Origin of the sequence: Zobellella iuensis, from assembly GCF_016746085.1 — a bacterium.
Lineage (GTDB): Bacteria > Pseudomonadota > Gammaproteobacteria > Enterobacterales > Aeromonadaceae > Oceanimonas > Oceanimonas iuensis.
In genome coordinates, this window is sequence record NZ_JAERTZ010000028.1 from 18,942 (window position 1) to 44,688 (window position 25,747).

27 protein-coding genes and 5 tRNA genes are annotated in these 25,747 nt (G+C 62.6%); 23 read left to right on the forward strand and 9 right to left on the reverse strand.

What is annotated here, in order from left to right; genetic code table 11:
* Positions 1-63 precede the first annotated feature (63 nt).
* The 3 genes from JKV55_RS16590 to JKV55_RS16600 form a co-directional block, all read right to left on the reverse strand.
* Positions 64-1,332 (reverse strand): O-acetylhomoserine aminocarboxypropyltransferase/cysteine synthase family protein, encoded by a 1,269-nt coding sequence (locus JKV55_RS16590; protein WP_202087930.1) that lies wholly within the window; start codon positions 1,330-1,332, stop codon positions 64-66.
* A gap of 66 nt (positions 1,333-1,398) precedes the next feature.
* A complete protein-coding gene (locus JKV55_RS16595) occupies positions 1,399-2,763 on the reverse strand; it encodes an ATP-binding protein (RefSeq protein WP_202087931.1) in 1,365 nt (454 codons plus the stop codon).
* Positions 2,753-3,478 (reverse strand): response regulator, encoded by a 726-nt coding sequence (locus tag JKV55_RS16600; RefSeq protein WP_202087932.1) that lies wholly within the window; start codon positions 3,476-3,478, stop codon positions 2,753-2,755. The genes JKV55_RS16595 and JKV55_RS16600 overlap by 11 nt, the downstream gene beginning before the upstream one ends.
* Before the next feature lie 182 nt (positions 3,479-3,660).
* Between JKV55_RS16600 and JKV55_RS16605 the strand changes: the two genes are divergently transcribed.
* Positions 3,661-4,131, forward strand: coding sequence for a hypothetical protein (locus JKV55_RS16605; RefSeq protein WP_202087933.1), 471 nt, complete (start codon positions 3,661-3,663; stop codon positions 4,129-4,131).
* Positions 4,132-4,326: 195 nt separating this feature from the next.
* Here the strand turns inward: JKV55_RS16605 and asnC are convergent, their stop codons facing one another.
* The gene (gene asnC, locus JKV55_RS16610; RefSeq protein ID WP_202087934.1) at positions 4,327-4,797 is read right to left on the reverse strand and encodes a transcriptional regulator AsnC; all 471 of its coding nucleotides are present in this window, start codon (positions 4,795-4,797) and stop codon (positions 4,327-4,329) included.
* Positions 4,798-4,940: 143 nt separating this feature from the next.
* Between asnC and asnA the strand changes: the two genes are divergently transcribed.
* Entirely contained in the window at positions 4,941-5,933 is a 993-nt protein-coding gene (gene asnA, locus JKV55_RS16615; RefSeq protein ID WP_202087935.1) for an aspartate--ammonia ligase, read from the forward strand.
* A gap of 68 nt (positions 5,934-6,001) precedes the next feature.
* Here asnA and JKV55_RS16620 read toward each other — a convergent pair whose 3' ends face one another.
* Positions 6,002-6,409: a CBS domain-containing protein gene (locus tag JKV55_RS16620; protein WP_202087936.1), complete on the reverse strand. Its 408-nt coding sequence runs from the start codon at positions 6,407-6,409 to the stop codon at positions 6,002-6,004.
* Between the two features lie 506 nt (positions 6,410-6,915).
* Here JKV55_RS16620 and JKV55_RS16625 point away from each other — a divergent pair.
* The 8 genes from JKV55_RS16625 to JKV55_RS16660 all read left to right on the forward strand — a co-directional run bounded on the left by JKV55_RS16625 (position 6,916) and on the right by JKV55_RS16660 (position 15,642).
* Positions 6,916-8,340: a sensor histidine kinase gene (locus JKV55_RS16625; RefSeq protein ID WP_202088065.1), complete on the forward strand. Its 1,425-nt coding sequence runs from the start codon at positions 6,916-6,918 to the stop codon at positions 8,338-8,340.
* A gap of 11 nt (positions 8,341-8,351) precedes the next feature.
* Complete coding sequence (locus tag JKV55_RS16630; protein WP_202087937.1) at positions 8,352-8,849, forward strand: hypothetical protein; 498 nt, start codon at positions 8,352-8,354, stop codon at positions 8,847-8,849.
* A complete protein-coding gene (locus JKV55_RS16635) occupies positions 8,846-10,186 on the forward strand; it encodes a sigma 54-interacting transcriptional regulator (RefSeq protein ID WP_202087938.1) in 1,341 nt (446 codons plus the stop codon). Before JKV55_RS16630 ends, JKV55_RS16635 begins: the two co-directional genes overlap by 4 nt.
* A gap of 62 nt (positions 10,187-10,248) precedes the next feature.
* Complete coding sequence (gene msrP / locus JKV55_RS16640; protein WP_237332952.1) at positions 10,249-11,262, forward strand: protein-methionine-sulfoxide reductase catalytic subunit MsrP; 1,014 nt, start codon at positions 10,249-10,251, stop codon at positions 11,260-11,262.
* Positions 11,262-11,882 (forward strand): protein-methionine-sulfoxide reductase heme-binding subunit MsrQ, encoded by a 621-nt coding sequence (gene msrQ / locus JKV55_RS16645; protein WP_202087939.1) that lies wholly within the window; start codon positions 11,262-11,264, stop codon positions 11,880-11,882. Before msrP ends, msrQ begins: the two co-directional genes overlap by 1 nt.
* A gap of 41 nt (positions 11,883-11,923) precedes the next feature.
* Positions 11,924-12,385, forward strand: a complete 462-nt coding sequence (locus JKV55_RS16650; protein WP_202087940.1) for a hypothetical protein — start codon at positions 11,924-11,926, stop codon at positions 12,383-12,385.
* Positions 12,386-12,440: 55 nt separating this feature from the next.
* Entirely contained in the window at positions 12,441-14,387 is a 1,947-nt protein-coding gene (locus tag JKV55_RS16655; RefSeq protein WP_202087942.1) for a DNA topoisomerase III, read from the forward strand.
* A gap of 82 nt (positions 14,388-14,469) precedes the next feature.
* Positions 14,470-15,642: a trypsin-like peptidase domain-containing protein gene (locus JKV55_RS16660; RefSeq protein ID WP_237332953.1), complete on the forward strand. Its 1,173-nt coding sequence runs from the start codon at positions 14,470-14,472 to the stop codon at positions 15,640-15,642.
* Between the two features lie 6 nt (positions 15,643-15,648).
* On the opposite strand, the gene JKV55_RS16665 is transcribed toward JKV55_RS16660, so the two are convergent.
* From JKV55_RS16665 to JKV55_RS16675, 3 genes are read right to left on the reverse strand one after another with little or no spacing between them, the layout of a single operon-like run.
* Positions 15,649-16,515 (reverse strand): carbon-nitrogen hydrolase family protein, encoded by an 867-nt coding sequence (locus JKV55_RS16665; RefSeq protein ID WP_202087944.1) that lies wholly within the window; start codon positions 16,513-16,515, stop codon positions 15,649-15,651.
* 2 nt (positions 16,516-16,517) lie between these two features.
* Positions 16,518-17,117, reverse strand: coding sequence for a GNAT family N-acetyltransferase (locus JKV55_RS16670; protein WP_202087946.1), 600 nt, complete (start codon positions 17,115-17,117; stop codon positions 16,518-16,520).
* Complete coding sequence (locus JKV55_RS16675) at positions 17,114-17,527, reverse strand: ketosteroid isomerase-related protein (protein ID WP_237332954.1); 414 nt, start codon at positions 17,525-17,527, stop codon at positions 17,114-17,116. Before JKV55_RS16675 ends, JKV55_RS16670 begins: the two co-directional genes overlap by 4 nt.
* Before the next feature lie 188 nt (positions 17,528-17,715).
* Between JKV55_RS16675 and murB the strand changes: the two genes are divergently transcribed.
* Positions 17,716-18,750, forward strand: a complete 1,035-nt coding sequence (murB, locus tag JKV55_RS16680) for a UDP-N-acetylmuramate dehydrogenase (RefSeq protein ID WP_202087953.1) — start codon at positions 17,716-17,718, stop codon at positions 18,748-18,750.
* On the forward strand, positions 18,738-19,712 hold the full coding sequence (gene birA, locus JKV55_RS16685; protein WP_202087955.1) for a bifunctional biotin--[acetyl-CoA-carboxylase] ligase/biotin operon repressor BirA: 975 nt from the start codon (positions 18,738-18,740) through the stop codon (positions 19,710-19,712). Before murB ends, birA begins: the two co-directional genes overlap by 13 nt.
* 32 nt (positions 19,713-19,744) lie before the next feature.
* On the opposite strand, the gene coaA is transcribed toward birA, so the two are convergent.
* Positions 19,745-20,686 carry a type I pantothenate kinase gene (coaA, locus tag JKV55_RS16690; protein ID WP_202087957.1) on the reverse strand — a complete coding sequence of 314 codons (942 nt, stop codon included), beginning with the start codon at positions 20,684-20,686 and terminating at the stop codon, positions 19,745-19,747.
* 249 nt (positions 20,687-20,935) lie between these two features.
* On the opposite strand from coaA, the gene JKV55_RS16695 reads away from it, so the two are divergent.
* The 11 genes from JKV55_RS16695 (at position 20,936) to rplJ (ending at position 25,729) form a co-directional block, all read left to right on the forward strand.
* Positions 20,936-21,011: transfer RNA gene (locus tag JKV55_RS16695), tRNA-Thr, on the forward strand.
* A 9-nt stretch (positions 21,012-21,020) separates the two neighbouring features.
* A tRNA-Tyr gene (locus tag JKV55_RS16700) sits at positions 21,021-21,105 on the forward strand.
* Positions 21,106-21,173: 68 nt separating this feature from the next.
* Positions 21,174-21,248: transfer RNA gene (locus tag JKV55_RS16705), tRNA-Gly, on the forward strand.
* Between the two features lie 2 nt (positions 21,249-21,250).
* Positions 21,251-21,326 (forward strand) — tRNA-Thr (locus JKV55_RS16710).
* A 98-nt stretch (positions 21,327-21,424) separates the two neighbouring features.
* Positions 21,425-22,609, forward strand: coding sequence for an elongation factor Tu (tuf, locus tag JKV55_RS16715; protein ID WP_202087959.1), 1,185 nt, complete (start codon positions 21,425-21,427; stop codon positions 22,607-22,609).
* Positions 22,610-22,661: 52 nt separating this feature from the next.
* Positions 22,662-22,738 (forward strand) — tRNA-Trp (locus tag JKV55_RS16720).
* A gap of 64 nt (positions 22,739-22,802) precedes the next feature.
* Positions 22,803-23,174 carry a preprotein translocase subunit SecE gene (gene secE, locus JKV55_RS16725; protein ID WP_202087960.1) on the forward strand — a complete coding sequence of 124 codons (372 nt, stop codon included), beginning with the start codon at positions 22,803-22,805 and terminating at the stop codon, positions 23,172-23,174.
* Between the two features lie 9 nt (positions 23,175-23,183).
* Positions 23,184-23,726, forward strand: coding sequence for a transcription termination/antitermination protein NusG (gene nusG / locus JKV55_RS16730; protein ID WP_202087962.1), 543 nt, complete (start codon positions 23,184-23,186; stop codon positions 23,724-23,726).
* 128 nt (positions 23,727-23,854) lie between these two features.
* The gene (gene rplK / locus JKV55_RS16735; protein ID WP_202087968.1) at positions 23,855-24,283 is read left to right on the forward strand and encodes a 50S ribosomal protein L11; all 429 of its coding nucleotides are present in this window, start codon (positions 23,855-23,857) and stop codon (positions 24,281-24,283) included.
* A gap of 4 nt (positions 24,284-24,287) precedes the next feature.
* Complete coding sequence (rplA, locus tag JKV55_RS16740; protein WP_202087970.1) at positions 24,288-24,986, forward strand: 50S ribosomal protein L1; 699 nt, start codon at positions 24,288-24,290, stop codon at positions 24,984-24,986.
* A 239-nt stretch (positions 24,987-25,225) separates the two neighbouring features.
* Positions 25,226-25,729 carry a 50S ribosomal protein L10 gene (gene rplJ, locus JKV55_RS16745; RefSeq protein ID WP_202087972.1) on the forward strand — a complete coding sequence of 168 codons (504 nt, stop codon included), beginning with the start codon at positions 25,226-25,228 and terminating at the stop codon, positions 25,727-25,729.
* The last annotated feature ends 18 nt before the right edge of the window (positions 25,730-25,747 follow it).

The window sequence follows — 25,747 nt, forward strand, 5'->3', positions numbered from 1 at the left end:
GGCGGTGGCGGCGGCACTCCTGATTGTCGCGTGCACAGGGGCCGCCCGGGGCGGCCCCCTGGCTCAGGCGTCCAGGGCCTGGGCCAGGTCGGCGATGATGTCGTCGCTGTGCTCTATGCCGATGGACAGGCGGATCATCTCCGGCCGCACGCCCGCCTGCACCAGTTCGTCCGGGGTCAGCTGGCGGTGGGTGGTGGAGGCCGGGTGGCAGGCCAGGGACTTGGCGTCGCCGATATTGACCAGCCGCTTGACCAGCTTGAGGGCGTCGTAGCAACGCACGCCCGCCTCATAGCCGCCCTTGAGCCCGAAGGAGAGGATGGCCGAGGGCTTGCCGCCCATAAAACGCTGGGCCAGCTCGAAGTCCGGGTGCTCCGGCAGGCCCGCGTAGTTGACCCAGGCCACCGCCGGGTGCTGTTGCAGAAAGGCCGCCACCTTGAAGGTGTTGTCCACATGGCGCTCCATGCGCAGGGGCAGGGTCTCCAGCCCCTGCAGCAGCAGGAAGGCGTTGAGCGGCGCCAGGGCGCTGCCGGTGTTGCGCAGCGGCACGGTGCGGGCGCGGGCGATAAAGGCCGCCGGCCCGAAGGCCTCGGTATAGACCACGCCATGGTAGGCGGGCTCGGGGGTGTTCAGCTGGGGGAAGCGTTGCTTGTGCTCGGCCCAGGGGAAGCGGCCGCTGTCCACTATGATGCCGCCCAGGGAGTTGCCGTGGCCGCCGATATATTTGGTGAGCGAATGCACCACTATGTCGGCGCCGAACTCGATGGGCTTGCACAGTATGGGGGTGGCGACGGTATTGTCGACGATAAGCGGCACGCCCCGGGCGTGGGCCGCGTCGGCCAGGCCCCGGATGTCGGCGATGTTGCCCGCCGGGTTGCCGATGCTCTCGCAGTACACCGTCTTGGTGTTGTCGTCGATGAGTTTGGCGATGGCGGCGGGGCTGGCGTCCTCGGCGAAGCGTACTTCTATGCCGAGGCTCGGCAGCATATGGGCGAACAGGGTATAGGTGCCGCCGTAGAGCTGGGGGGTGGAGACGATGTTGTCGCCGCTCTGGGCCAGGGTGAGGATGGCGTAATGGATGGCGGCGCTGCCCGCCGACACCACCAGGCCGGCGATGCCGCCTTCCAGGGCCGCCACCCGCTGCTCCAGCACGTCGTTGGTGGGGTTCATGATGCGGGTATAGATGTTGCCCGGCACCTCCAGGTTGAACAGGTCGGCGCCGTGCTGGGCGCTGTCGAATTCGTAGGCCACGGTCTGGTAGATGGGGGTGGCCACCGCCTTGGTGGTGGGATCCGTGCTGTAGCCGTGGTGGATGGCCAGGGTTTCGTCTCTCATGAGGGTCCTTTCCTTGTGCTCGATTGAAGCCTCACTCTAGGCAGTTTCACCCTGGCTGTAAAGCCGTCAGCGGGGCAGGGTCACGGTCGCCAGCAGGCCGCCCCGGGGGTGGTTGGCCAGGCACAGTTCGCCGCCGTGCTGGTGGATCAGGGTGCGGGCTATGGCCAGACCCAGGCCGACGCTGCCGTCCTCCAGGTTGCGGGCGCTGTCCAGCCGGATAAAGGGTTTGAACACCTCTTCCAGCTGCTCTGCGGGGATGCCGGGGCCGAAGTCGCGGATCTGGATGCGGATGGCGTCCCTGTCGTCCCGCAGCCGAACTTCCACCTTGCCGCCGTATTTGACCCCGTTTTCCAGCAGGTTCTGCAGGGCCCGGCGCAGGGCGGTGGGACGGCAGCGGTAGATGATGGGAGACGGCTCTTCCAGGCTGACGTCGTGGCCGTTGTCCTGCAGGTCGTCGCACAGGCTTTCCAGCAGGCTCGGCAGATCCAGATCCCGTACCGGCTCGGCCAGGCCGTCCTCCCGGGCGAACTGCAGGGTGGCGGCCAGCATCTGCTCCATCTGGCGCAGGCCGTCCTGCAGCTTCTGCTTGTCCTCCCCCTCGGGCAGGAATTCGCTGCGCAGCAACAGGGTGGTGATGGGGGTGCGCAGATCGTGGGAGATGGCCGCCAGCATGCGGGTGCGGTCGGACACGAAGCGATCCAGCCGGTCCTGCATACGGTTGAAGGCGGACAGGGTGTCGCGGATCTCCCGGGGGCCGGTCTCGGCGATGGGCTCGGCCTTGTCGCCCCGGCCCAGCCGCTCGGCCTGGCGGGCCAGCTCCTTCAGGGGCCGGGTGGTACGCTGCAGCAGCCAGATCATCAGGCCGGCGAGCAGGGCGGCGAGCAGCACCAGGGACAGTATCGCCTTGGCGGACCACTCGGGCGTCTCCCGGTCGACCAGGGAGGTGAACACCAGCCAGCGACCATCGGCCAGCTCGATGGCACCGTAAAGGCGGATGTCGTGCCGGGGCGGGTGGCGGTGGGGCCTTTGCGCCCGTGGCGGCCAGTCGGGTCGGCCGTCGCTGGTCTCTGCGCTGATATGGATGCCGAGGCCGGCGGGATAGCCGAGCTTGTTGCGCACGATCCGCTCGAAGTGGCCGCTGCGTTCACCGGCGCCGGGCGGGGCGCCATTGAGGGTGAGCAGCAGGGTCTCGCTGCTGCTGGCGCGCAGTATTTCCTGGTGCAGCCCGGGCGGCGACTGGTTGAGCAGCCGGGTGACTGCGATCAGCCGCTGCAGGGTGAAGCGGCTGTTGACCAGGCCCAGCGCCTCTTCCCGCTCCACCCGGTAGATCTGCACCCCGACCAGCTGGATCAGCACCAGGGCGAACAGGGCCACCAGTATCACCTGGCCGGCGAGGCTGCCGAGCCAGTAGCGCAGGCGTTTAATCCCCATGGCGGATCTCGGCCACCAGCATGTAGCCACCGCCCCAGATGGTCTTGATAAGCTGCGGGTTCTTGGAGTCGGGCTCCAGCTTGCGCCGCAGCCGGCTGACCAGGGTGTCGATGGCCCGGTCGAAGGCCTGGGCTTCCCGGCCCCGGGCCAGATCCAGCAACTGATCCCGGCTCAGCACCCGGTTGGGGTGGTGGATAAAGACCCGCAGCAGGTCGAACTCGGCGGTGCTCAGGCTGATGGTCACCCCCTTGTCGTCCACCAGCTCCCGCCGGGCCAGGTCCAGGGTCCAGTGATTGAAGAGGATCTTCTTCGGCTCCTCTTCCCCGGCCGGCTGGCCCGGCTCCGGGTTGCGGCGCAGCACCGCCTTGATGCGGGCCAGCAGCTCGCGCGGATTGAAGGGCTTGGGCAGGTAGTCGTCGGCGCCCATTTCCAGGCCGACGATGCGATCCGTATCCTCGCCCATGGCGGTGAGCATGATGATGGGCACATTGTTGCCCCGGCCGCGCAGCTCCCGGCAAAGGGTCAGGCCGTCGTCGCCGGGCAGCATCAGATCGAGGATGATAAGGTCGGCGCCGTGGCGCTCCAGATACTGGCGCATCTCCCGCCCGTCCCGCGCCCCGTGCACCTGGTAGCCGTGCTGCTCCAGGAAGCGTTTCAGCAAATCGCGGATTTCACCGTGGTCGTCCACCACCAGCAACTGCCTGCCTTTGTTCATCTTCTTTCCCCTTGCCTTGACCCCGCCAGTATAAGCCCCTTCGAAGGGGAAATGATGTCAAAGTATGTCAGCGGGCAAGGGCGTCACACTTTGCTACAAAAAAGGCCGGCGGCGACACAGTTTGCTGACAGCGGGCTGTTTTACTTGGTGGCGACATCATCGTATCCAAGAGGAAATCGACCATGAAAATCCGACACAGTGCCCTGCTTCTTGCCGCCAGCCTGCTCGCCGCGCCGGCCCTGGTCAGCGCCGCCGAGACCGCACCCGAAGGCCAGCCGGGCTGGCACAAAGGGCAGATGAAGGAAGACTGCGGCCCGCGGGGCATGAAGGAAGGCCGCCCCGGCAAGCACCAGGGGCGGCACCAGGGGGAGCGGATGATGGATCCGGCCCGTTTCGAACAGCGCCTGTCCGAGCGCCTGGAAAAGCTGGACAGCCCCGAACTCAAGGCCCAGTTTATCGCCAGCCACCAGGCGCGGCTGGCGGCCATGGAGCAGCAGATGCTGCTGCACAAGCTGATGGCGGAAAGCAAGGCGCAAGCCATCGAGGACGCGGATCTCAAGGCCGCCACCCTGGAGAAGATCGCCGCCGACAGCAAGCTCAAGCAGCAGCGGCTCAAGCTGATGCAGGATGCCCTGAACAAGCTGCAGGAGTGAGGCCTGTTGCCTCCTTCCCAATGCCGTCTGATGGTAGCGCCAGCAAGCATCGCTGGTGCTCTGGGGGAGGACAAAGAGTGCTGCTCAGCCGACCTTCTGTTTCAGGGATGAAACAGAGAGCGTACATGGATGTATTCATAGCGTGTCGGCGGAGCAGTGCGCTTTGGCCGAGAACAACAGATTTCAAACAGGTTCTCAGGGAGTGACATCCCGGTCGATCGGCTGTTGCAGCGAGATCAGGGTCTCGGTGGACTGGATCTCGTCGATAGGCTGCAGCCGGCTGATCAGCACCCGCTGCAGTTCGTCGATGGAGCGGGTCATCACCTTGATGAAGATGTTGTAATGGCCCGTGGTGTAGTAGGCCTCCACCACTTCCTCCAGCTGTTCCAGCTTGGCCAGCGCCTGGGGGTAATCCCGGGCGCTTTTCAGGATGATGCCGATAAAACAGCAGACGTCGTAGCCCAGCTTCTTGGGATTAACCTGCACCCGGGTACCTTCGATGATGCCCGCCTGCTTCATTTTTTCCACCCGCACGTGAATGGTGCCTGGGCTGACCTCGAAGCGTTTGGCCAGCTCCGCGTAGGGCACCCGGGCGTTGTCCATCAGCGCCATCAGGATGGATTTGTCCAGATTGTCGATCCGGTAATGAAAGTCGCCTTTTTCCATGGAATTATGATTATCCTGCAGTTTTGGCCGCGTTTTTTGATGAATGTAGATTAAAAACGGAGATTTTTCTACATGATATTGAATTCCTGAGTCGACTCCCTGATTATCCTGCAAAACCAATCAGCAAGCCTAGGTGGAATGAGATGAAGCAAGCCTATATTGAACGCCAACGCCAGATCCGTTTCGTGAAGGAGTATTTCTCCGGTCAACTGGCCCAGCAGCTGAATCTGCTGGAGGTGCAGGCCCCGATTCTCAGCCGCCTCGGCGACGGTATGCAGGACAACCTGTCCGGCTCCGAAAAAGCGGTACAGGTGAAGGTGAAGGCCATCCCCGCAGCGACCTTCGAGGTGGTGCACTCCCTGGCCAAATGGAAGCGCCACACCCTGGGCCGGTTCGGCTTCGGGCCGGGCGAGGGCATCTACACCCACATGAAGGCGCTGCGCCCGGATGAAGACCGGCTGAGTCCCATCCATTCCGTCTACGTGGACCAGTGGGACTGGGAACAGGTGATGACCGTCGAAGACCGCCATGGGGATTTCCTGGCCGCGACCGTCAACCGTATCTACGCCGCCATCAAACGTACCGAGCAGGCTGCCGCCGCCGAATTCGGCTTCACACCCTTCCTGCCGGAGCATATCCAGGTGCTGCACGCGGAAGAGTTGCTGGCCCGCTATCCGGAGCTGGACGCCAAGGGACGGGAGCGGGCCATCGCCAAGGAGCTGGGAGCGGTGTTCCTGGTGGGCATCGGCGGCAAGCTGAGCCACGGCGAGATCCACGATGTGCGTGCCCCGGACTACGACGACTGGTCCAGCCCGGGCAAGGACGGCCTGGCCGGCCTGAACGGCGATATCCTGGTGTGGAACCCGGTGCTGGAGGATGCCTTCGAGATTTCCTCCATGGGCATCCGCGTGGATCGGGAGGCCCTGCGCCGCCAGCTGGCCCTGACCGGCCATGAAGACAGGGCCGGCCAGGAATGGCACCAGGCGCTGCTGGCGGGAGAGCTGCCCCAGACCATAGGCGGCGGCATCGGCCAGTCGCGGCTGGCCATGCTGTTGCTGCAGCTCGGCCATATCGGCCAGGTGCAGTGCGGGGTCTGGCCGGCGGAGCTGAGCGAGTCGGTCGACGGCCTGCTCTGATCCTTTGCCTTTTCGGCTGTTTTCTCAACAAGAAGGGCGCCTCGGCGCCCTTTGTGCTTGCTGCCGGCTCAGTAGGTGGCCTGGCAGGTTTTCAGCTGGTTATTGAGGAAACTCATCACCTGGTGGCGGGTCACTATGCCGATGACTTTCTTGCCTTCGACCACCGGATAGAGCTTGGGTTTGGCGCCACCCATGGTGCGGGCCAGTTCGAATACATCGGTATCCGAGGTGACCGTCAGCGGTTCGGTGCGCATCAGGTCGCTGACCTTGGATCGGCTGTCACAGTGGTAGTTGGCGTTGATCAGGGTGGGGATGCAGTCCTGCTCCGACAGGAAACCGATAATGTGCCGCTGGGGGGTCACCACCGGCAGGCCGCTCAGGCCGGATTCCAGCATTCGGTCCAGCGCCTCGGAAATTGACATGTCCGCTGTCAGCATGGGCAGGCTCTGCCGCATGATTTGGTTTACTGTTGCCATGGCCATTCTCCTTAAGTACTTGATAAGCCGAGTGTGGCATCCTTTTTATCGCTGATCCAATCGGTGCTGTCCGGATGATTGATAGCCTCCGCCTCGGCTCCTACCAGCATAGCGTATTTTAGTGGCGGGATAATGGCGGCAATGACTGGAAAAGGACTGCTCGAAACGACTGTATTAAAAAGGAGACAATATAACTATTTGTTTATATTGATAATTTTCTTATTGATAAGAAATGTGTCTCTTTATGGAGACAATTACTGGGGAAAGAATAGCTCGATGATTTACTAAGTTTATGAATATAAATGATTTTATCTTTTTGGCCCCAAACTTGCCTGTGACCGGATGTCTGATACTGCCGCCCCCGCGGCATGAGAGTGTGTCGGACGTGCAAGGATGCACATTCTGTAGTTTTTTAATACCGGTCGTTTCCCGACCGGTTTTTTTTATCTGGCGCGGCGGCGCTTTTGTTATCCTGTATCCCTCTGTGGTCGACGAGTATGTGGATGATGTCAAAAGCGGTCAGGGGCTTTGCCCCCCGTTCCCTGCTGAGGTTGGTGCTGATTGCCTTTACCCTGGTGCTGTTGCCGCTGATCCTGCTGGTGATCCAGAACAGCCGTAGCCTGGAGCAGGTGATACTGCTGGCTCAGGACGGCATCGAGAGCGCGGTGGTGGATACCCGGCGCGCATCGGACATGAATGATCTGGCACTGGATATGGAACGGACCATTCGCCGCTATGCGGTACTGGAGAACCCTGAACTGCGGCTGTCCTATCTGCGCCTGCTGGAGCGCTATCGGCAGGAGCTGGAGAACCTGCTGAAGGTGATAGAGGCGGGGCCGCTGGCCGACGAACTGCAGCAACAGCTGATCTACCTGGTGGATCTGGCCCAGGCCAGTGGCGAGCAGATCCGCGAGCAGGTGGTGGTGTTCGATGCCTTCAACCAGGCGACATTGGCGTTGGACAAGCTGACCCGGGAGCAGATCGACGTACGTATCCAGCAGGTCCGGGCACACGTGATTCAGGTGCGCCAGCAGCTGTGGGCGCTGAGTGCGGCCCTGGGAGGCGCCAGCCTGCTGCTGGTGTTGCTCTTCACCTACCTGATTATCCGCCCGGTGCGCCAGCTGGAAAGCCGTATCCTGAGCCTGGGGGCGGGCATCGAGCCGGACGAGCGGCCGATACGGGGGCCGGCCGAACTGGTGGAACTGGGGGAGCGGTTGCAGTGGCTGCACCAGCGGCTGCGGGAGCTGGAAGCACAGAAGCTGCAGTTCCTGCGCCATCTCTCCCATGAGCTGAAAACCCCCTTGGCCAGCCTGCGGGAAGGGGCCGATCTGCTCGCGGAAAAGGTCACCGGGCCGCTCACCCCCGAACAGGAAGAGATCTGCGAGCTGCTGGTGCACAACAGTTATCGCCTGCAGGGGTTGATCGAACAACTGCTCGATTACAACAGGGTGCAGCAGGTACAGGTATACCAGGAGGCCGTGGCCGTGCGGCCGCTGCTGGAGCAGAGCCTGGAGGCTCATCGGCTGACCATTGAAAGCAAGGCGCTGCGGGTCAACCTGGATCTGGATGAAGCCCCTCCACTGGCGGACGGCCACCGGCTCAAGCTGGTGTTGGATAATCTGATCTCCAATGCGGTAAATTACGGGGATGTCGGTGGCCTGATCCGGATTGAAGCCAAGGCGCTGACCCAGGGGTATTACCTGAGTGTCGCCAATAGCGGACAGCCCATACCCGAGCAGGACCGAGAGCGGATTTTCGAGCCCTTTGTGCAGGGCAGCCAGGAGCGCAAGGGGGTGTTGAAAGGGTCCGGCATTGGTTTGAGTATTGCGCGGGAGGCCGCCGTCAGCATGGGAGGGCGGTTGACGCTGAATGCATCGGTGGCCGATCTGGTCTGTTTTGAACTCTCTCTGCCCAAGAGTACGGATAGATAAAGGAATCATAAATGACTAGAGTATGGCTGTGTGGTGCCTTGGTGCTGAGCCTGGCCGGGTGTTCGTTGCCCTATTCGCTGCCGCATCAGCGGCAACCCGAGCCGGTCTGGAGCCCGGCCGCCAGCGATGACGAACTGCATGACTGGCTGCAACTGGCCGCTAGCGTCATGCAGAGTAGCGATGCCGAGCGGCAGCGGCAGATCCAGGCGCTGCATCGGGCCACGGGCGAAGATGAACTCAGGCTGGCACTGTGGCTCAGTCATCCGCGGGCGAACGCCGGCCAGCGCCAGCAGGCGCAACAGCTGCTCCGGCAACGGCTGCCGGGGGTCAATACCCGGTTGCAGCAGTTTTTCTCGGTCTATCAGGGTTATAACCAGGAACTGCTGAGCCTGAATCGGCAGCTGGGTGAACGGCAGCAGCAGGTCAACAGCCTGACACAGAAGCTCAACGAACTGGCCACCATCGATGAGCAGATTAATGAACGCAGATACCAAGAGTCGGCGCAATGAAGCGTAAAGCCAAGATACTGCTGGTTGACGATGATGCCAGCCTGCTGAAACTGCTGGGGCTGCGGCTCAAGAGCGAAGGCTTCGTGGTCAATACCGCCACTTCCGGTGCCGAAGCGCTGGAAGTGCTGGAGCGGGACAGGCCCGATCTGGTATTGAGTGACCTCAAGATGGATGGCATGGATGGCCTGGCGCTGTTCGATCGCATCCAGCGTAGCCATGTGGGGCTTCCGGTGGTGATCATGACCGCCCATGGCTCCATCACCGATGCGGTCACCGCCACCCGTTCCGGGGTGTTCGGTTTCCTGACCAAGCCCATCGACAAGGAAGCCCTGCGCAAGACCATCAACGAGGCGTTGTCGGTGTCGTTGCCGGCCGATGACGACGAATGGCAGCACAGCATCCTGACCCGCAGCCCGGTGATGGCGTCGGTGCTGGAGCAGGCCCGGCGCATAGCGCCGCTGGATATCAGTGTGCTGATCACCGGCCCTTCCGGCGCCGGCAAGGAACTGATGGCCAAGGCGCTGCACGATGCCAGCCCGCGCCGGGACTATCCCTTTATCGCCCTCAACTGCGGGGCCCTGCCCGAGCAGTTGCTGGAGTCGGAACTGTTCGGCCACGTCAAGGGTGCCTTTACCGGCGCCATTTCCGATCATCCCGGCATCTTCCTGGCCGCCCAGGGCGGCACCCTGTTCCTGGATGAAGTCGGAGACATGCCGCCTTCGTTGCAGGTCAAGCTGTTGCGGGCCCTGGAGCAGCAGGAGGTCAGGCCGCTCGGCAGCACCCGCAATCTCAAGACCGACGTGCGCATTCTTTCCGCCACCAACCGGGATCTGGTTACCGCCATGGAGCAGGGGCAGTTCCGGGAAGATTTGTTCTACCGTCTGAATGTGGTGAACCTGCGGATGCCGTCCCTGCAGGAGCGACCGGAAGACATCCCCCTGCTGGCCCGGCACTGTCTGGAACAGATTAAACAGCGCCATGCCACCCAGGTGACCGGTTTTTCGCCCGATGCGCTGGCGATGCTGGCGGCGGCGAGCTGGCCAGGCAATGTCCGGCAACTGCTCAATGTCGTGGAGCATGCGGTGGCACTGGCATCGGCTCCGGTCATCGGGTCCCAGGCGATCGAGAATATTCTGGCGGGCAACAGCGATCATTTTCCCACCTTTAATGAAGCCCGGGCGGAATTCGAACGGGTGTACCTCAACAAGGTGCTGCGCATGACCGACGGCAATGTGACCCAGGCGGCGGCGCTGGCCGGGCGCAACCGCACCGACTTCTACAAGCTGCTCAATCGCCACGGCATCGAGGCCGGGGCCTATAAAGACAAGAGTGACTGACGAAAGTTTTCCGCACTTGTGGCGCTCCTTGTAGACAACCCTATGGTCATGACGGAGCCCGAATGCGGATTAACATCAAGCAAAAATCAGCGCTGAGCGAAAACCGGGTCACCCCGGAGGCGGTCTACAAGCGGCGTCGGCAGATCCTGCAGGGGCTGGGACTGGGGTTGGGCGCGGCGGCGTTGAGCGGCCCCGCCAGCGCCAGCCTGCTCGGCAACCTGCTGGGCGGCAAGCAAGACGCGGGGAGGCAGGCCGAGCCCCTGGCGTTCGAGCGGCCCGCCGCCCACAGGCCGGATTTGCCGCTCACCGCCGAGCAAGTCGCCACCAGTTACAACAACTTCTATGAATTCGGTACCGACAAGTCGGATCCGGCGCGCCATGCCCGGGACTTCAAGACCCGGCCCTGGACCCTGTCCATCGGGGGAGAAGTGGCCAGGCCCCAGACCCTGGATGTCTGGGCCTGGATGGAAAAACAGCGACTGGAAGAGCGGATTTACCGGCATCGCTGCGTGGAGGCCTGGTCCATGGTCATTCCCTGGCTGGGGGTGCCCCTGGCCGGGATCATCCAGGCCGCCGAACCCACCTCCAAGGCCAGATACGTGGCTTTCGAGACCCTCTACGATCCCGAGCAGATGCGTGGCCAGGCTTCCCGCTTCCTGGGGGGCGGCATCGATTATCCTTACGTGGAAGGATTGCGCCTGGACGAGGCCATGCATCCCCTGACCCTGCTGACGGTGGGCATGTACGGCAAGACGCTGCCGCCCCAGAACGGTGCCCCGGTGCGGCTGGTGGTACCCTGGAAATACGGCTTCAAGGGCATCAAGTCCATCGTCCGCATCACCCTGACCGAACAGGAGCCCCCCACCACCTGGAACCGGCTGGCGGCCCATGAATACGGCTTTTACGCCAACGTCAACCCGAGCGTGGATCACCCGCGCTGGAGCCAGGCCAGTGAACGCGTCATCGGAGAAGGGGGGCTGTTCGGCAGCCAGCGCCAGCCGACCCTGATGTTCAACGGCTACGAAGAGGAGGTGGCCTCGCTCTATCGGGGCATGGATCTGAGGGCCTTCTACTGATGAGGCTGACGGCCAGGGGTCTGTTCCGGGTGAAGGCGGCGCTGCACGGGGCCGCCTTCCTGCCCTTGTTGTGGCTGCTGTGGGCGCTGCCCGCCGGCCGCTTCAGCGCCGACCCGGTGCCCGAACTGCTGCAGTACCTGGGCGACTGGGCCCTGCGCCTGCTGTTGCTGACCCTGTGCGTCTCGCCCCTGGCCAAGGGGCTGAAGGCGGCTTGGCTGATCCGGGTGCGGCGGCCGCTGGGGCTCTGGTGCTTCGCCTATGCCAGCCTGCACCTGCTGGTGTGGCTGGTGCTGGATCTGCAACTGGCCTGGGGGCAAATCGGCGCCGAGATCCTGGATCGCGGCTTTATCACCCTGGGCGCGGTGGCCTGGCTTATCCTGCTGCTGCTGGCGATCACCTCCACCCAGGGCTGGCAGCGGCGACTGGGGCGGCACTGGCAGCAGTTGCACAACGGCGTCTATCTGGTGGCCTTGCTGGTGCCGGTGCATTTCTGGTGGGCGGTCAAGTCCGGCTGGATGGAGCCGGCCCTCTACCTCGGGCTCAGCCTGGCGCTGCTGTGGTGGCGGCGGGACAAGCTGGGCCGCTGGTGGCAACGGGCTTACCAGGGCCGGCGGCTTTAGGCTACACTGGCGGCTGTTTCTATCCAGCACCGGAGTATCGAATGGACGACCAGTTGTGGGCATTGTGTTTTCTCGACGAGGGCGTGGCCCTGTCGGTGATCAGCCGCAAGGAGACCCGTTGCCAGTGGCTGTCCGGTGAGGAGCAGGCCCGTCACTATGTGCTGCACGACTATCTGCAGCATGTGGCCGAATTGGGGGAGCTGGATGACGCCCAGACCGCGGTGGCCCGGGAGCGTTTCGAACTGCTGATGGAACAGTACCCGGATCCCGAAACCCTGGTGGAATATCTCAACGATCTCACCGCGGGCCTGACCCGTATCGTCTGGTTCGGCCCGCTGTACGCCCTGGCCGAGGACTACGGCGACTTCGCCCTGGCCCTGCGCGCCCATTACTGGGACGAGTACGGCGAGGGCGAGGAGGATCCGGCCACGCCGGTACCGGAGGACGACTGGTCCTACCTGGTCGAGGCCATGGACGACTTCCTGCTGCAGGGCGACTATTGATGCCGGTCCCTTTCTGCTGTTAACCTGTGTTTCCATACAGTAACCTGGCTCCGCCATGATCCTCTATATCGCCGAAAAGCCCAGCCTGGGCCGGGCCCTGGCCGAGGTGCTGCCCAAACCGCACCACAAAGGGGACGGCTTTATCCGCCTGGGCAACGGCGACGTGGTGAGCTGGTGCATCGGCCATCTGCTGGAGCAGGCCCAGCCCGACGCCTATGATCCCGCTTTCAAGCAGTGGCGGTTGGAGCATTTGCCCATCATCCCGCGGGAATGGAAGCTTGAGGTCAAGGCCAAGACCCGCGGCCAGCTGGCGGTGCTGAAAAAGCTGCTGAAGCAGGCGGACGGCATCGTCCATGTGGGGGATCCGGACCGGGAAGGGCAACTGCTGGTGGACGAGGTGATCCGTTACTGCGGGGTGCCCGCGGCCAGGCGGGAGGCGGTACAGCGCTGTCTGATCAGCGATCTCAATCCCAACGCGGTGAAAAAGGCCCTGGCTGCGCTTCGCCCCAACCGGGAGTTCGTGCCCCTGTCGGTATCGGCCCTGGCCCGCGCCCGGGCCGACTGGCTCTACGGCATCAACATGAGCCGGCTCTGCACCATCCAGGGGCGGAGCCAGGGCTATCAGGGAGTGCTGTCGGTGGGCCGGGTACAGACCCCGGTACTGGGGCTGGTGGTGCGCCGGGACCGGGAGATAGACGCCTTCGAGCCCAGATCCTACTACGAGGTGCTGGCCCTGCTGCAGACCGACAGCGGCGCGCGCTTCAAGGCCAAGTGGCAACCGAGCGAGGCCTGCCAGCCCTGGCAGGACGAAGAGGGCAGGGTGCTGTCCCGGGCCCTGGCGGAAAACGTGATCCGGCGCATCGCCGGCCAGCCGGGGCGGGTGCTCCGGGCCGAGCGGCAGCGCCAGCGGCAGGCGCCGCCGTTGCCCTACAACCTCTCGGCCCTGCAGATCGACGCCGCCCGCCGCTTTGGGCTCAGCGCCAAGCAGGTGCTCGATGTCTGCCAGGCCCTGTACGAACGGCACAAGCTTATCACCTATCCCCGCTCCGACTGCCGCTACCTGCCGGAGGAGCACTTCTCCCAGGCCGGCGCCGTAACCGGGGCCCTGACCCGGATCTGCCCCGAACTGGCCCCGGCCCTGGCGGCGGCGGATCTGTCCCGGCGCGGCAAGGCCTGGGACGACAAGCGGGTAGAGGCCCACCACGCCATCATTCCCACCGCCCGGGCCATGGATGGGGAGCGGCTGTCCGCGACCGAACGCCACATCTATTATCTGGTCGCCCGTCAGTACCTGGCCCAGTTCTATCCGCACTGGGAATACGACGACCGGCGGCTGGAGATCGACATCGCCGGCGGTCGCTTCCTGGCCCGCGCCCGCCAGCAGGTGCAACCGGGTTGGAAGACACTCTTCGCCCAGCCGGACCAGCGCGAGCCGGAGGAGGATCCCGAACTGCAGCCTGCCCTGCCCGAACTGCGGCAGGGCGATGAGCTGCTGTGCCTGGAGGGCGAACTGCTCGACAAGCTGACCCAGCCGCCCCGTTACTTCACCGACGCCACCCTGCTGTCGGCCATGACCCACATCGCCCGCTACGTCACCGACCCCGGGCTCAAGAAGATACTGCGCGACACCGACGGTCTGGGCACCGAGGCGACCCGGGCCGGCATTATCGAGCTGCTGTTCACCCGTGACTTCCTGCGCCGGGAAGGCAGGCAGATCCGCGCCACCGAGGCGGGCCGGCAGTTGATCGCCAGCCTGCCCGCGGTGGCCACCACCCCGGACATGACCGCCCGCTGGGAGGCGGCGCTGGATGCCATCAGCCGCAAAGAAGGCAGCTACCAGGCCTTCATGACCGAATTGGAGCAGTTGCTGCCCTCCTTGATGCAGCAGCTTGATCCGGCCTCATTGCGCGCTCTGCCCACCGGACCCCGGGGAGGGCGCAAGCCCAAGGGGCGCAGCAGGGGAGGCCGGGGGCAGAGGGCCAGTAAGAGGCTTCCGGCCTGAGCCCCGGCATCCGTTCCCGCTTCTGCTGCTATGCTTAGGCTTTGAGCCGCACCGATAGTCCCTCTCGGTACACAGGTGGAGCATGGATAAGAAACGACTGTTGCACCTCTTCTTCGCCATCCTGCTTGGGGGCTGCAGCCTGACGGAGGAGACCCAGCTGCAGCAGGCGCACAGCTCCGAGCGGCAGGGGGGGGACGCCCAGGCGTTTCAGCGTTACCTCCGGGCGGCACAGATCAATGCCTCTCCCAGCGCCCAGTTTGCCCTCGCCGATATGTATCTCGAGGGCAGGGGGACCGCTCGGGATATGGAGCGGGCGATCACCTGGTACAGCCGGGCGGCCAATGCCTCGGATCCGGTATGGAGCCCCCAGGCCCACCTCCGGCTGGGGGCCATCTATCAAGGCGAGCATGGAGAGCGCTACCAGCACCTACAAAAAGCCCAGGAGCACTACAGGGCTTGCGCCGAGCAGGGCGTGGCGGAATGCTCCCGCGAACTGGAGCGCCTGGCGCAGTTCCCTGCTCTGGCCATCATTGCCGCTCAGGCCGGCAGCCCGAGCGAAGGACATCGTATTGCGACCGGAATCACCGAACGCGGAGCCATAACGCCGCCGGGGCCGGTCGTCGCAGCATCCCCCTCTGCCGGTACCTCGGCGGAGGTCTTGTCGCAGCAGGCGATAGCGCTTTACGCACGGCATGAACCCAGCGTCTACAAGATAACGGTTTATGAACAGCTTGCCGGAGATCTGAAGCCCCTTAGCCTGGGGTCGGCGATTGCCATCGACAGCTTCCGGGCCATTACCAACTACCACCTGGTGGCTGCCGGCGGTATCCCCGTCAGCATCAATAGCGAGGGGGAATTTATCCGGGAAAGTGACGTGCTGATATGGCGGGTAGCCAGAACGGATCCCCGGCGGGATCTCGCCTTGCTGGAGTTGGTTGACCCCCACCAGGAGCTTAACTTTACCAATACCATGAAACCATACGACAGTGTGCAGGTCGGGGAGAGGGTCTTTGCCATAGGTGCGCCGGCGGGATTTGACAAAACCTTGACCGAAGGCATCGTCTCGGCCCTGAGAAGAGAGCGGGGGGTGCGGCTGATCCAGACCACGGCACCGGTGACCTATGGCTCGTCAGGTGGCGCGCTCTTCGACGCCCAAGGCAGGTTGATCGGCATCACCACCAAGGGCGTGCAGGCGGGAGGCCACTTCAACTTCGCCATCGCGGCGGACGAGGTGCAGGCCTTTCTCGCGGAGTAGAAAGGCCTAAAACCGAAGCTGGCCGTCCCAGTCCCGGTGGTTGAACACCTGACCCCGGGCGCGCACCCGTTCCAGGGCGTCGAGATCCAGCCGGGCCAGCACCCAGCCGGGCTGGTCGGCCCGGCCCATGGCCAGCACGCCGTCGGCGGGGTAGCCGTAATCCACCGGGGTGTAGACGGCGGCCCGGCCGGTGTTGACGTCGACCGCCTCCGACCAGGGTGCCAGCCCTATGGTGGGGGACTGGGCCACGAAACACTGGTTTTCCAGGGCCCGGGCCTGGCTGCCGATCCTGACCCGGTTGAAGCCGGCTTCGGTATCGGTGCAGCTGGGCACCAGGATCAGCCGGGCGCCGGCCTCCACCTGCCGGCGCACGATGAGCGGGAATTCGCTGTCGTAGCAGACGGCGACCCCCACCTTGCCGAAGGCGGTGTCCAGTACCTTGATGGTTTCGCCCGGATCTATGTTCCACTGCTCCCGTTCGAAGCGGGTCATCTGCAGCTTGTCCTGCCAGTCGTGGCTGCCGTCCGGGCGGAACAGATGGGCGCGGTTGACATAGCGGCCGTCTGCTCGCCGCACCGGAAAGGTGCCGGCCAGGATGTGCAGGCCATGGCGCCGGGCCCGGCGGGAAAAATAGCCGAGAAAGTCGGGCAGCAGGGTCTGCATGGCCTCCAACTGGCGCTGCAGGGAACGGTAGACGCCTTCCTCGAACAGGGAGGCCAGCTCCATGGCGAAGTATTCCGGCAGCAGCAGGAAGTTGGCGCCCTGGTCGAGGGCGTCTTCCAGCAGCCGATCCAGTTTTTGTTCGAAACGCGCCCAACTGCCGAGGAAGTCGATGGGATACTGGGCGCAGGCCAGGGTGAGGGCGGGGGTCATGACTAGGCCTCCAGGGTCTTGAGATAGAACTGCATGGCTTTATCGGTTTCTTCCGCCCGGTCGCTGTCCTTCCAGCGGAACCGGGTGTCCAGCCCGGCGACGGGGTGATAGCCGAAACGGGCCCATACCTTGGTGAGGGGGCGGTAACCGGCCGGCTTCAGGGGGTGGTCGTCGGGGCGCACCACGGCGCAGAAGGCGGCCCGGGTAAAGCCCAGGTGCTTGGCATGGGCTTCCCGCCCCTCGAAGAAGGAGCGGTACAGGCCCCTGCCTCTGTAGTCCGGCAGCAGCACCGACTCGGCGCAGTAGAAGATATCCGCCACCGCCATCCCCCGGGCCAGGAAGGGGGCCTGGAACTCGTCCACCTCCCGGGCCAGGGGCAGGCCGGTGGAGGCGCCCACCACCTCGTCGCCGTCCAGGGCCAGCAGGCAGAGGCTGTCCTCGCACTGCAGATAGGGGGCGAGATAGGCCATCTCGTATTCCGGGCTGCCGTCGTAGAGGTAGGGGTAGTCCCGGAACACCCGGATGCGCAATTCGGCCAGGGCGTCGAGCCAGGGGGCCAGCTCGGCTCCCCTGGCTGCCAGGATACGGAGGGGGCTGTTCATCCGCCGACCTGGGCTATCCAGTCGTTCAGGTTGTAGTAGTTGCTGATCCGCGCCACCTTGTCGCTCCGGATCTCGAAGAAGGCGCCGGCCGGCAGCCGGTAACGCTGGCCGCAGGCCTCGGGCAGTCCCTCATCCGTGTTCAGGTATTCTCCCAGCACCACGAATTCGGCGGCGGCCCGGCCGCCGTCCTCGCTGACCATGATCTGGATATCGGTCAGTTGTTCCCGGTAGTGGCGGTTCATGCGCGCCATGAAACCGGCGAAGGCGGCCTTGCCGGTTTCCCGCCCGCCCTGGTTGATGTCGTGGATCACCTCGTCGCTCAGCAGGCCGAGGAAGGCCTCCATGTCGCCGTTGTTGAATGCCAGGTAATAATCGCGGATCAGTTGGGTGCTCTGCTGCTTGCTCATCATGCTCCAGCCTCGGTTGACGAAAGGGCTTTCGATTTCAGGTCAAAACGGCGGCGGGATCAAGACGGCGTTGCCCGACAGCGGGTAAATCACTTTTACTCCTGGGTAAAGACGGCACGGAAGAATGGCCGGTTAACCCGGATGCCCTCTTGAGGTACACTGGAGCCGCCTTATATTCAGGATATTTCATCATGTCGACGAGCCCGGTGTCCCTGCTTCCGTTCAATACCTTCGGCCTTGCCCAGAGCGCCCGTACCCTGTTGGTACTGGAGCGGCGCAGCCAGTTGCCCGAACTGTGGCGGTCATTGCGGGAAGAGTTTCCCCTCTTCGTGGGGGAGGGCTCCAACCTGTTGTTCACCGCCCCCTTCGAGGGCACCGTGCTGGTCAACCGCTTGCAGGGCATCACCGTGACCGATGCCGGCGATGCCTGGCTGGTGCGGGTCGACGGCGGGGAGAGCTGGCACGGGCTGGTGTGCCATACCCTGGAGCGGGACATGCCGGGACTGGAAAACCTGGCCCTGATCCCGGGCACCGTCGGCGCCGCCCCCATCCAGAACATCGGCGCCTACGGGGTGGAGCTGGCGCAGTTCTGCGAGTCGGTGGAAAGCTTCGACTGGGACAGCGGCGAGATCCGTCACTGGCCGGCGGCCGACTGCGCCTTCGGCTACCGGGACAGCGTGTTCAAGCACGGCGCCCGTCGACACCTGATCCTGAGCCTGACCCTGCGCCTGCCCAAGGCCTGGCGGCCGGTGCTGGGCTATGGCCCCCTGGCGGCACTGGGGGCGGCGGCCAGCCCTCGGCAAATCTTCGAGCAGGTGTGCGCCACCCGTCGTGCCAAGCTGCCGGATCCCGGGGTGCTGGGCAATGCCGGCAGTTTCTTCAAGAACCCCAAGGTGGGCGAGGCCCAGGTCGAGGCGCTCAAGTTGGCCTGGCCCGACTTGCCGGTCTATGCCGCCGAGCCCGGTCTGGTCAAGCTGGCCGCCGGCTGGCTGATCGAGCAGGCCGGGCTCAAGGGCAGCCGCCAGGGCGGGGCCGGGGTACACGAGCGCCAGGCCCTGGTGCTGGTCAACCTGGGCGGCGCCACCGCCGAGGATATCGTCCGGCTGGCGGCCCAGGTGCGGGAACGGGTGGAGCAGCAATTCGGGGTGCGCCTCGAGCCCGAGGTGCGCATGATGGGACCCCGGGGCGAAACCAACCTGGACGAGGTGCTGGCATGTTTGAGCTGACGCCGCTGCGGGAAAGCCTGCTGCGGATGCTGGCCGACGGCCAGTTTCATTCCGGTGAACAGTTGGGGGAAGCCCTCTCGGTCAGCCGGGCGGCGGTGAGCAAGCACGTACAGGCGCTGAAGGGCCTGGGGCTGGATGTGTACAGCGTGAGCGGCAAGGGCTACCGGCTGGCGGTGCCGCTGCAACTGCTGGATGAAACCCTGCTGTGCCAGGCCCTGGCCCCGAGTCGGGTCGAGGTGGTGCCGGTGATAGGCTCCACCAACCAGTACTGGCTGGAGTCCATCCCCCAACTGGCGAAGGGGGACCTCTGCCTGGCCGAATGCCAGACCGCGGGCCGCGGCCGACGGGGCCGGCATTGGGTGTCCCCCTTCGGTGGCCAGCTGATCCTGAGCCTGTACTGGCGGCTGGAGCAGGGCATGGCGGCGGCCATGGGACTCAGCCTGGTGGTGGGCATCGCCGTGGTCGAGGCGCTGGCGGAACAGGGCTTCGACGGGGTGCAGTTGAAATGGCCCAACGATCTCTACCTGAACGGCCGCAAGCTGGCGGGCATACTGGTGGAGATGTCCGGTACCGCCGGTGGTCCCTGCCACCTGGTGATCGGCATGGGGCTCAACCTGCTGTTGCCCAAGTCTGAGCAGGAGCGCATCGATCAGCCCTGGGCCGAGCTGGCCGATCTGGGTGAGATTGCGGATCGCAACGCCCTGGTGGTGGCCCTGGTCGGCTATTTGCATCGCTATCTGGCGCTGTTCGAGCGGGAAGGCATCGCCGCCTTTCGCGAGCAGTGGAACCGGCTCGACTACTTCAACGGCAAGCCGGTGCGGGTGCTGATGGGGGAGCAGGAGATACATGGCAGGGCCCGGGGCATCGACGACCAGGGCGCCCTGCTGCTGGAGCTGGACACGGGGGAGGTCAGGCATTTCCTCGGTGGGGAAATATCGTTGCGCCCCCAAGACCGGGATTAGGGATTAGGGATTGTATGGTCCCAAGTCCCAAGTCACTTCTTCAGCCAGACCTGCTCCACCTCATGCTGCTTGCCCTTGGTGAGGATCAGTTCGGCCCTGTCCTTGGTCGGCAGTATATTCTGCTTCAGGTTCTTGTAGTTGATTTCCTGCCAGATACGGCTGGCAACGGTGACCGCTTCCTCTTCACTGAGCTGGGCGTAGTGGTGGAAGTAGGACTCGGGATCGGTGAAGGCGCCGGAGCGCAGCTTGAGGAAGCGTTCCACATACCAGGTTTTCAACAGCCGCTCGTCCGCATCCACGAAAATGGAGAAATCGACGAAATCGGAGACGAAGACCCGATGCGGTTCGTGAGGGTAATCCATGCCGCTCTGCAGCACATTCAGTCCCTCGATGATAACGATGTCCGGCTGCTCTACCACCGCTTCCTGATCCGGCACTATGTTGTATACCAGGTGGGAATAGACCGGCGCCGTGACCCTGGGTTTGCCCGACTTGATGTCGGACACGAATTGTACCAGGCGACGGATATCGTAGGACTGGGGAAAGCCCTTCTTGCGCATCAGGCCGCGTTGTTCCAGCACCTGGTTGGGGTAGAGAAAGCCGTCGGTGGTCACCAGGGCGACCCGCGGATGCTGGGGCCAGCGCTCCAGCAGGGCCTGCAGAATACGGGCCGTGGTGCTCTTGCCTACCGCCACAGAGCCGGCGATGCTGATCACATAAGGTACATGATGGGGATCTTTGCCGAGAAACTGATCCAGCACCCGGTTGCGCCTTTGTTTGGCCTTGATATAGAGGTTGAGCAGCCGGGAAAGGGGCAGATAGATATCCCTTACCTCGGCCAGGGACACCTTGTCGTTGATCCCCTGCAGGCGCTTGAGTTCCGCCTCGCTCAGCGGCAGTTGCACGGCATCGCGCAATTCTGACCAGGTTTCGCGGGAAAAGGCCAGATAGGGGGAATTGTTATCTATCTTCATCGGAATGTCCTGTGAGTCGCCCGGCGACGATACACCATGGTGTGGTGATGAACAAGGCGACATTAGGCGGCGCCCTCGGCTGTACCGAGGGGGAGGCAGCCGGACGAGAAGAGGCGTCTGGGGAAGGGAAGACCGGTGTCGCCGGTTTTTTGATGGTTTTTTGCGCGCTTGGTGCGGATGAAATGAAAAACTTGCGCCAAGGTGTTGCATCAGGCCGCCGGCTTGCCCTAGAATTCGCCTCGCTCGTGTGCCGGCATAGCTCAGTTGGTAGAGCAACTGACTTGTAATCAGTAGGTCGAGGGTTCGACTCCTTCTGCCGGCACCATTAAAATCTGGAGGGGTTCCCGAGTGGCCAAAGGGATCAGACTGTAAATCTGACGGCTCCGCCTTCACTGGTTCGAATCCAGTCCCCTCCACCAGTTTCCAGTGTTCGTCTTCGGCGAGTACTGAAAAAAGCGGTTTGAGGTAGTTTTAAGTAAAGAAAATCGCGGGCATCGTATAATGGCTATTACCTCAGCCTTCCAAGCTGATGATGCGGGTTCGATTCCCGCTGCCCGCTCCAGTGCTGATATGGCTCAGTTGGTAGAGCGCACCCTTGGTAAGGGTGAGGTCCCCAGTTCGAATCTGGGTATCAGCACCACTTCTTTGCGCAAACACCCTCAGACCTTTTTTGTTATATACTTCCTACTTGCGACTCGCGTGGTATAGCTCACCACCCAACCAGTTAGAGGGACGAGCATGTCTAAAGAAAAATTTGAACGTAAAAAACCGCACGTTAACGTCGGCACCATCGGCCACGTTGACCACGGTAAAACGACCCTGACCGCTGCCATCACCAACGTCCTGGCCAAGAAGTTTGGTGGCTCTGCCCGCGCGTTCGACCAGATCGACAACGCTCCGGAAGAAAAAGCCCGCGGTATCACCATCGCCGCCTCTCACGTTGAGTACGACACCGAAATCCGTCACTACGCTCACGTTGACTGCCCTGGCCACGCCGACTATGTGAAAAACATGATCACCGGTGCCGCCCAGATGGATGGCGCCATCCTGGTTGTTGCCGCCACCGACGGCCCCATGCCGCAAACCCGTGAGCACATCCTGCTGGCCCGCCAGGTAGGCGTACCTTACATCGTTGTGTTCATGAACAAGTGCGACATGGTTGACGATGAAGAGCTGCTCGAGCTGGTCGAAATGGAAGTGCGCGAGCTGCTGTCCGAGTACGACTTCCCGGGCGACGACATTCCGGTTATCCAGGGTTCTGCCCTGAAAGGCCTGGAAGGCGATGCTCAGTGGGAAGAAAAAATCCTGGAACTGGCCAACGCCCTGGATACCTACATCCCCGAGCCCGAGCGTGCCATCGACGGTGCCTTCCTGATGCCGATCGAAGACGTGTTCTCCATCCAGGGTCGTGGTACCGTGGTCACCGGTCGTGTTGAGCGCGGTATCGTGAAAGTGGGTGAAGAAGTGGAAATCGTGGGTATCAAGGATACCACCAAGACCACTTGTACCGGCGTTGAAATGTTCCGCAAACTGCTGGACGAAGGCCGTGCCGGTGAGAACGTGGGCGTACTGCTGCGTGGCACCAAGCGTGAAGACGTTGAGCGTGGTCAGGTTCTGGCCAAGCCCGGTACCATCAAACCGCACACCAAGTTCGAGTCCGAAGTATACGTGCTGTCCAAGGAAGAAGGCGGTCGTCACACCCCGTTCTTCAAAGGCTACCGTCCCCAGTTCTACTTCCGTACCACCGACGTGACCGGTACCATCGAATTGCCGGAAGGCGTTGAAATGGTTATGCCTGGCGACAACATCAAGATGGTGGTCAACCTGATTGCTCCCATCGCGATGGAAGACGGTCTGCGCTTCGCCATCCGTGAAGGCGGCCGCACCGTTGGTGCCGGCGTGGTAGCCAAAATCATCGAGTAATAGCGCTTACAATCGCATCTGAAAGCCCCTATAATAGGGGCTTTCTTGTATTAGGGGCGTAGTTCCAATTGGTAGAACGGCGGTCTCCAAAACCGACGGTTGGGGGTTCGAGTCCCTCCGCCCCTGCCACTTACCTCGCCGACAGCGGGGTTTTCGCGTCTGTGACAGACTCAAGTTTTTAGACAGGTAGCTTATGAGTGCAAACACCGAGAGCCAGGGCGGGAGCAAAGATACCCTGCTATGGGGCCTGGTTTTCATTATTTTGATCGCGGCCGTGGTCGCCAATTATCTCTATAGTGATCTGGCGGTATTTATTCGCGCCACCGGCGTGGTCGTGGCTGCGGGCATTGCCGGCTTGCTGGCTTATCAGACCCAGAAGGGCAAGAGCAGCTTCGCCTTTGCCAAGGAATCTCGTCTGGAAATGCGCAAAGTCGTTTGGCCCACCCGTCAGGAAGCCATCCAGACCACCCTGATCGTATTGGCCGTCACCGCTCTGGTTGGCCTTTTTCTGTTTTTGCTGGATGGCCTGCTGGTATGGTTGGTTAATCTGGTTACCGGAGTATAAGGATAAGCCATGTCAGAACAAAGAATGCGTTGGTATGTGGTCCAGGCGTTTTCCGGATATGAAGGTCGCGTCGCCAAGTCCCTGCGCGAGCATATCAAGATGCACGGCATGGAAGATCAGTTCGGCGAAGTGCTGGTGCCTACCGAAGAAGTGGTGGAAATGCGTGCGGGCCAGAAACGCAAGAGCGAGCGCAAGTTTTTCCCCGGTTATGTGCTGGTGCAGATGCAGATGAACGACGGCACCTGGCACCTGGTGCGCAGCATTCCCCGGGTAATGGGCTTTATCGGCGGCACCCCCGAGCGTCCGGCGCCCATTTCCGACAAAGAAGCCGATGCCATCCTCAACCGTCTGCAGGACGCGGTGGACAAGCCCAAACCCAAGACCCTGTTCGAGCCGGGCGAGGTGGTGCGGGTGACCGAAGGGCCTTTCGCCGACTTCAACGGCGTGGTGGAAGAAGTGGATTACGAGAAGAGCCGGGTCAAGGTCTCCGTGCTGATCTTCGGCCGCTCCACCCCGGTGGAGCTGGAATTCGGCCAGGTGGAAAAATCCTGAGCGAAATTCATCCATAAAACTTGCGGGGGGCGGCAAATAAAACTACAATTTGCCGCCCTTTTACGTTGGGGAGCCGTTAGAGGAGTATTGCTCCGAGGCGCTAACACCCATTTTTGAGGTAATTTTCAATGGCTAAAAAAGTACAAGCCTACATCAAGCTGCAGGTAGCGGCTGGTGCAGCTAACCCGAGCCCGCCCGTTGGTCCTGCCCTGGGTCAGCACGGCGTGAACATCATGGAATTCTGTAAGGCGTTCAACGCCCGTACCGAAAGCCTGGAAAAAGGCGCGCCGACTCCGGTCGTAATCACCGTATACAGTGACCGCTCCTTCACTTTCGAAACCAAGACTCCGCCCGCCTCCTTCCTGCTGAAGAAAGCCGCTGGCGTCAAGTCCGGTTCCGGCAAGCCCAACAAAGAGAAAGTGGGTACCGTGACCCGTGCTCAGTTGGAAGAAATCGCCAAGACCAAAACGCCGGACATGACCGGTGCTGACGTTGACGCCCGCGTGCGTTGCCTCGAAGGTTCTGCCCGTTCCATGGGCCTGGTAGTGGAGGGCTAAGATCATGGCAAAACTGACTAAGCGTATGCGTACTATCCGTGAGCGTGTCAACGCCACCAAAGAGTACGAAATCAACGAAGCCATCACTCTGCTGAAAGAGCTGGCCACCGCCAAGTTCGTGGAAAGCATCGACGTGGCCGTCAACCTGGGCATCGATGCCCGTAAATCCGACCAGAACGTGCGTGGCGCCACCGTGCTGCCCCACGGTACCGGTCGTGACGTGCGTGTTGCCGTGTTCGCCCAAGGCGCCAACGCCGACGCCGCCAAGGCTGCCGGTGCCGACCTGGTCGGTATGGACGACCTGGCCGAGCAGGTGAAGAAAGGCGAAATGAACTTCGACGTGGTCATCGCTTCTCCCGATGCCATGCGTGTTGTGGGTCAACTGGGCCAGATCCTGGGTCCGCGCGGCCTGATGCCGAACCCGAAAGTGGGTACCGTTACCCCGAACGTGGCCGAAGCCGTGCAGAATGCCAAGGCGGGTCAGGTTCGCTACCGTAACGACAAGAACGGTATCATCCACACCACCATCGGCAAGGTCGATTTCGACAACGACAAGCTGAAAGGCAACCTGGAGTCCCTGCTGGCTGCGCTCAAGCGTGCCAAGCCGGCTTCTTCCAAAGGCCAGTTCATCAAGAAAGTCAGCCTGTCCACCACCATGGGCGCCGGCGTTTCTATTGAACAGTCCAGCCTGGATGTTGCTTAATTAAGCATTTACAAGGCGCAAGGTTTCTCGTAGAATTTTGCGCCTTGTTATTTGGTTGGGGGCTTCGACTCCCGTCCAAGACCGCTGGAGCCTTAGGGCTTAATTTTCCAGCGTAGATGGTGCCGGGACCCAGTTAGAAAGCATTCCTTTCTTCTGGAATCTGCCACCTTGGTGCCTCGGTTAACGAGGCGTGTGTTTAATCTGGGAATTGTCCCAGGTGGAATCCAGGAGTTTAGCCAATGGCATTAAGACTCGACGACAAAAAAGCAATTGTTGCTGAAGTCAACGAAGCTGCCAAGGGCGCCCTGTCTGCAGTCGTTGCCGATTCTCGCGGCGTGACTGTAGCTGCCATGACCACCCTGCGCAAGCAAGCCCGTGAAAACGGTATCTACCTCAAGGTAGTCCGTAATACCCTGGCTCGCCTGGCTGTGGAAGAGACCAACTACGAGTGCCTGAAAGAGGTGTTTGTTGGTCCTACCCTGATCGCGTTTTCCAACGAACACCCGGGCGCTGCCGCTCGTCTGTTCAAGGATTTTGCCAAAGAGCAAAGCGCGTTCGAGGTGAAAGGTCTGGCTTACGAGGGCGAGTTCATCCCCGCGGCCCAAATTGACCGCCTCGCCAAGCTGCCGACTTACGACGAAGCAATTGCGAAGCTGATGGCGACCATGAAAGAAGCCTCTGCTGGCAAGCTGGTACGTACTTTTGCTGCCCTGCGCGACAAGAAAGAAGCCGAAGCCGCTTAAGCCGCTTCTGGTTGCTTG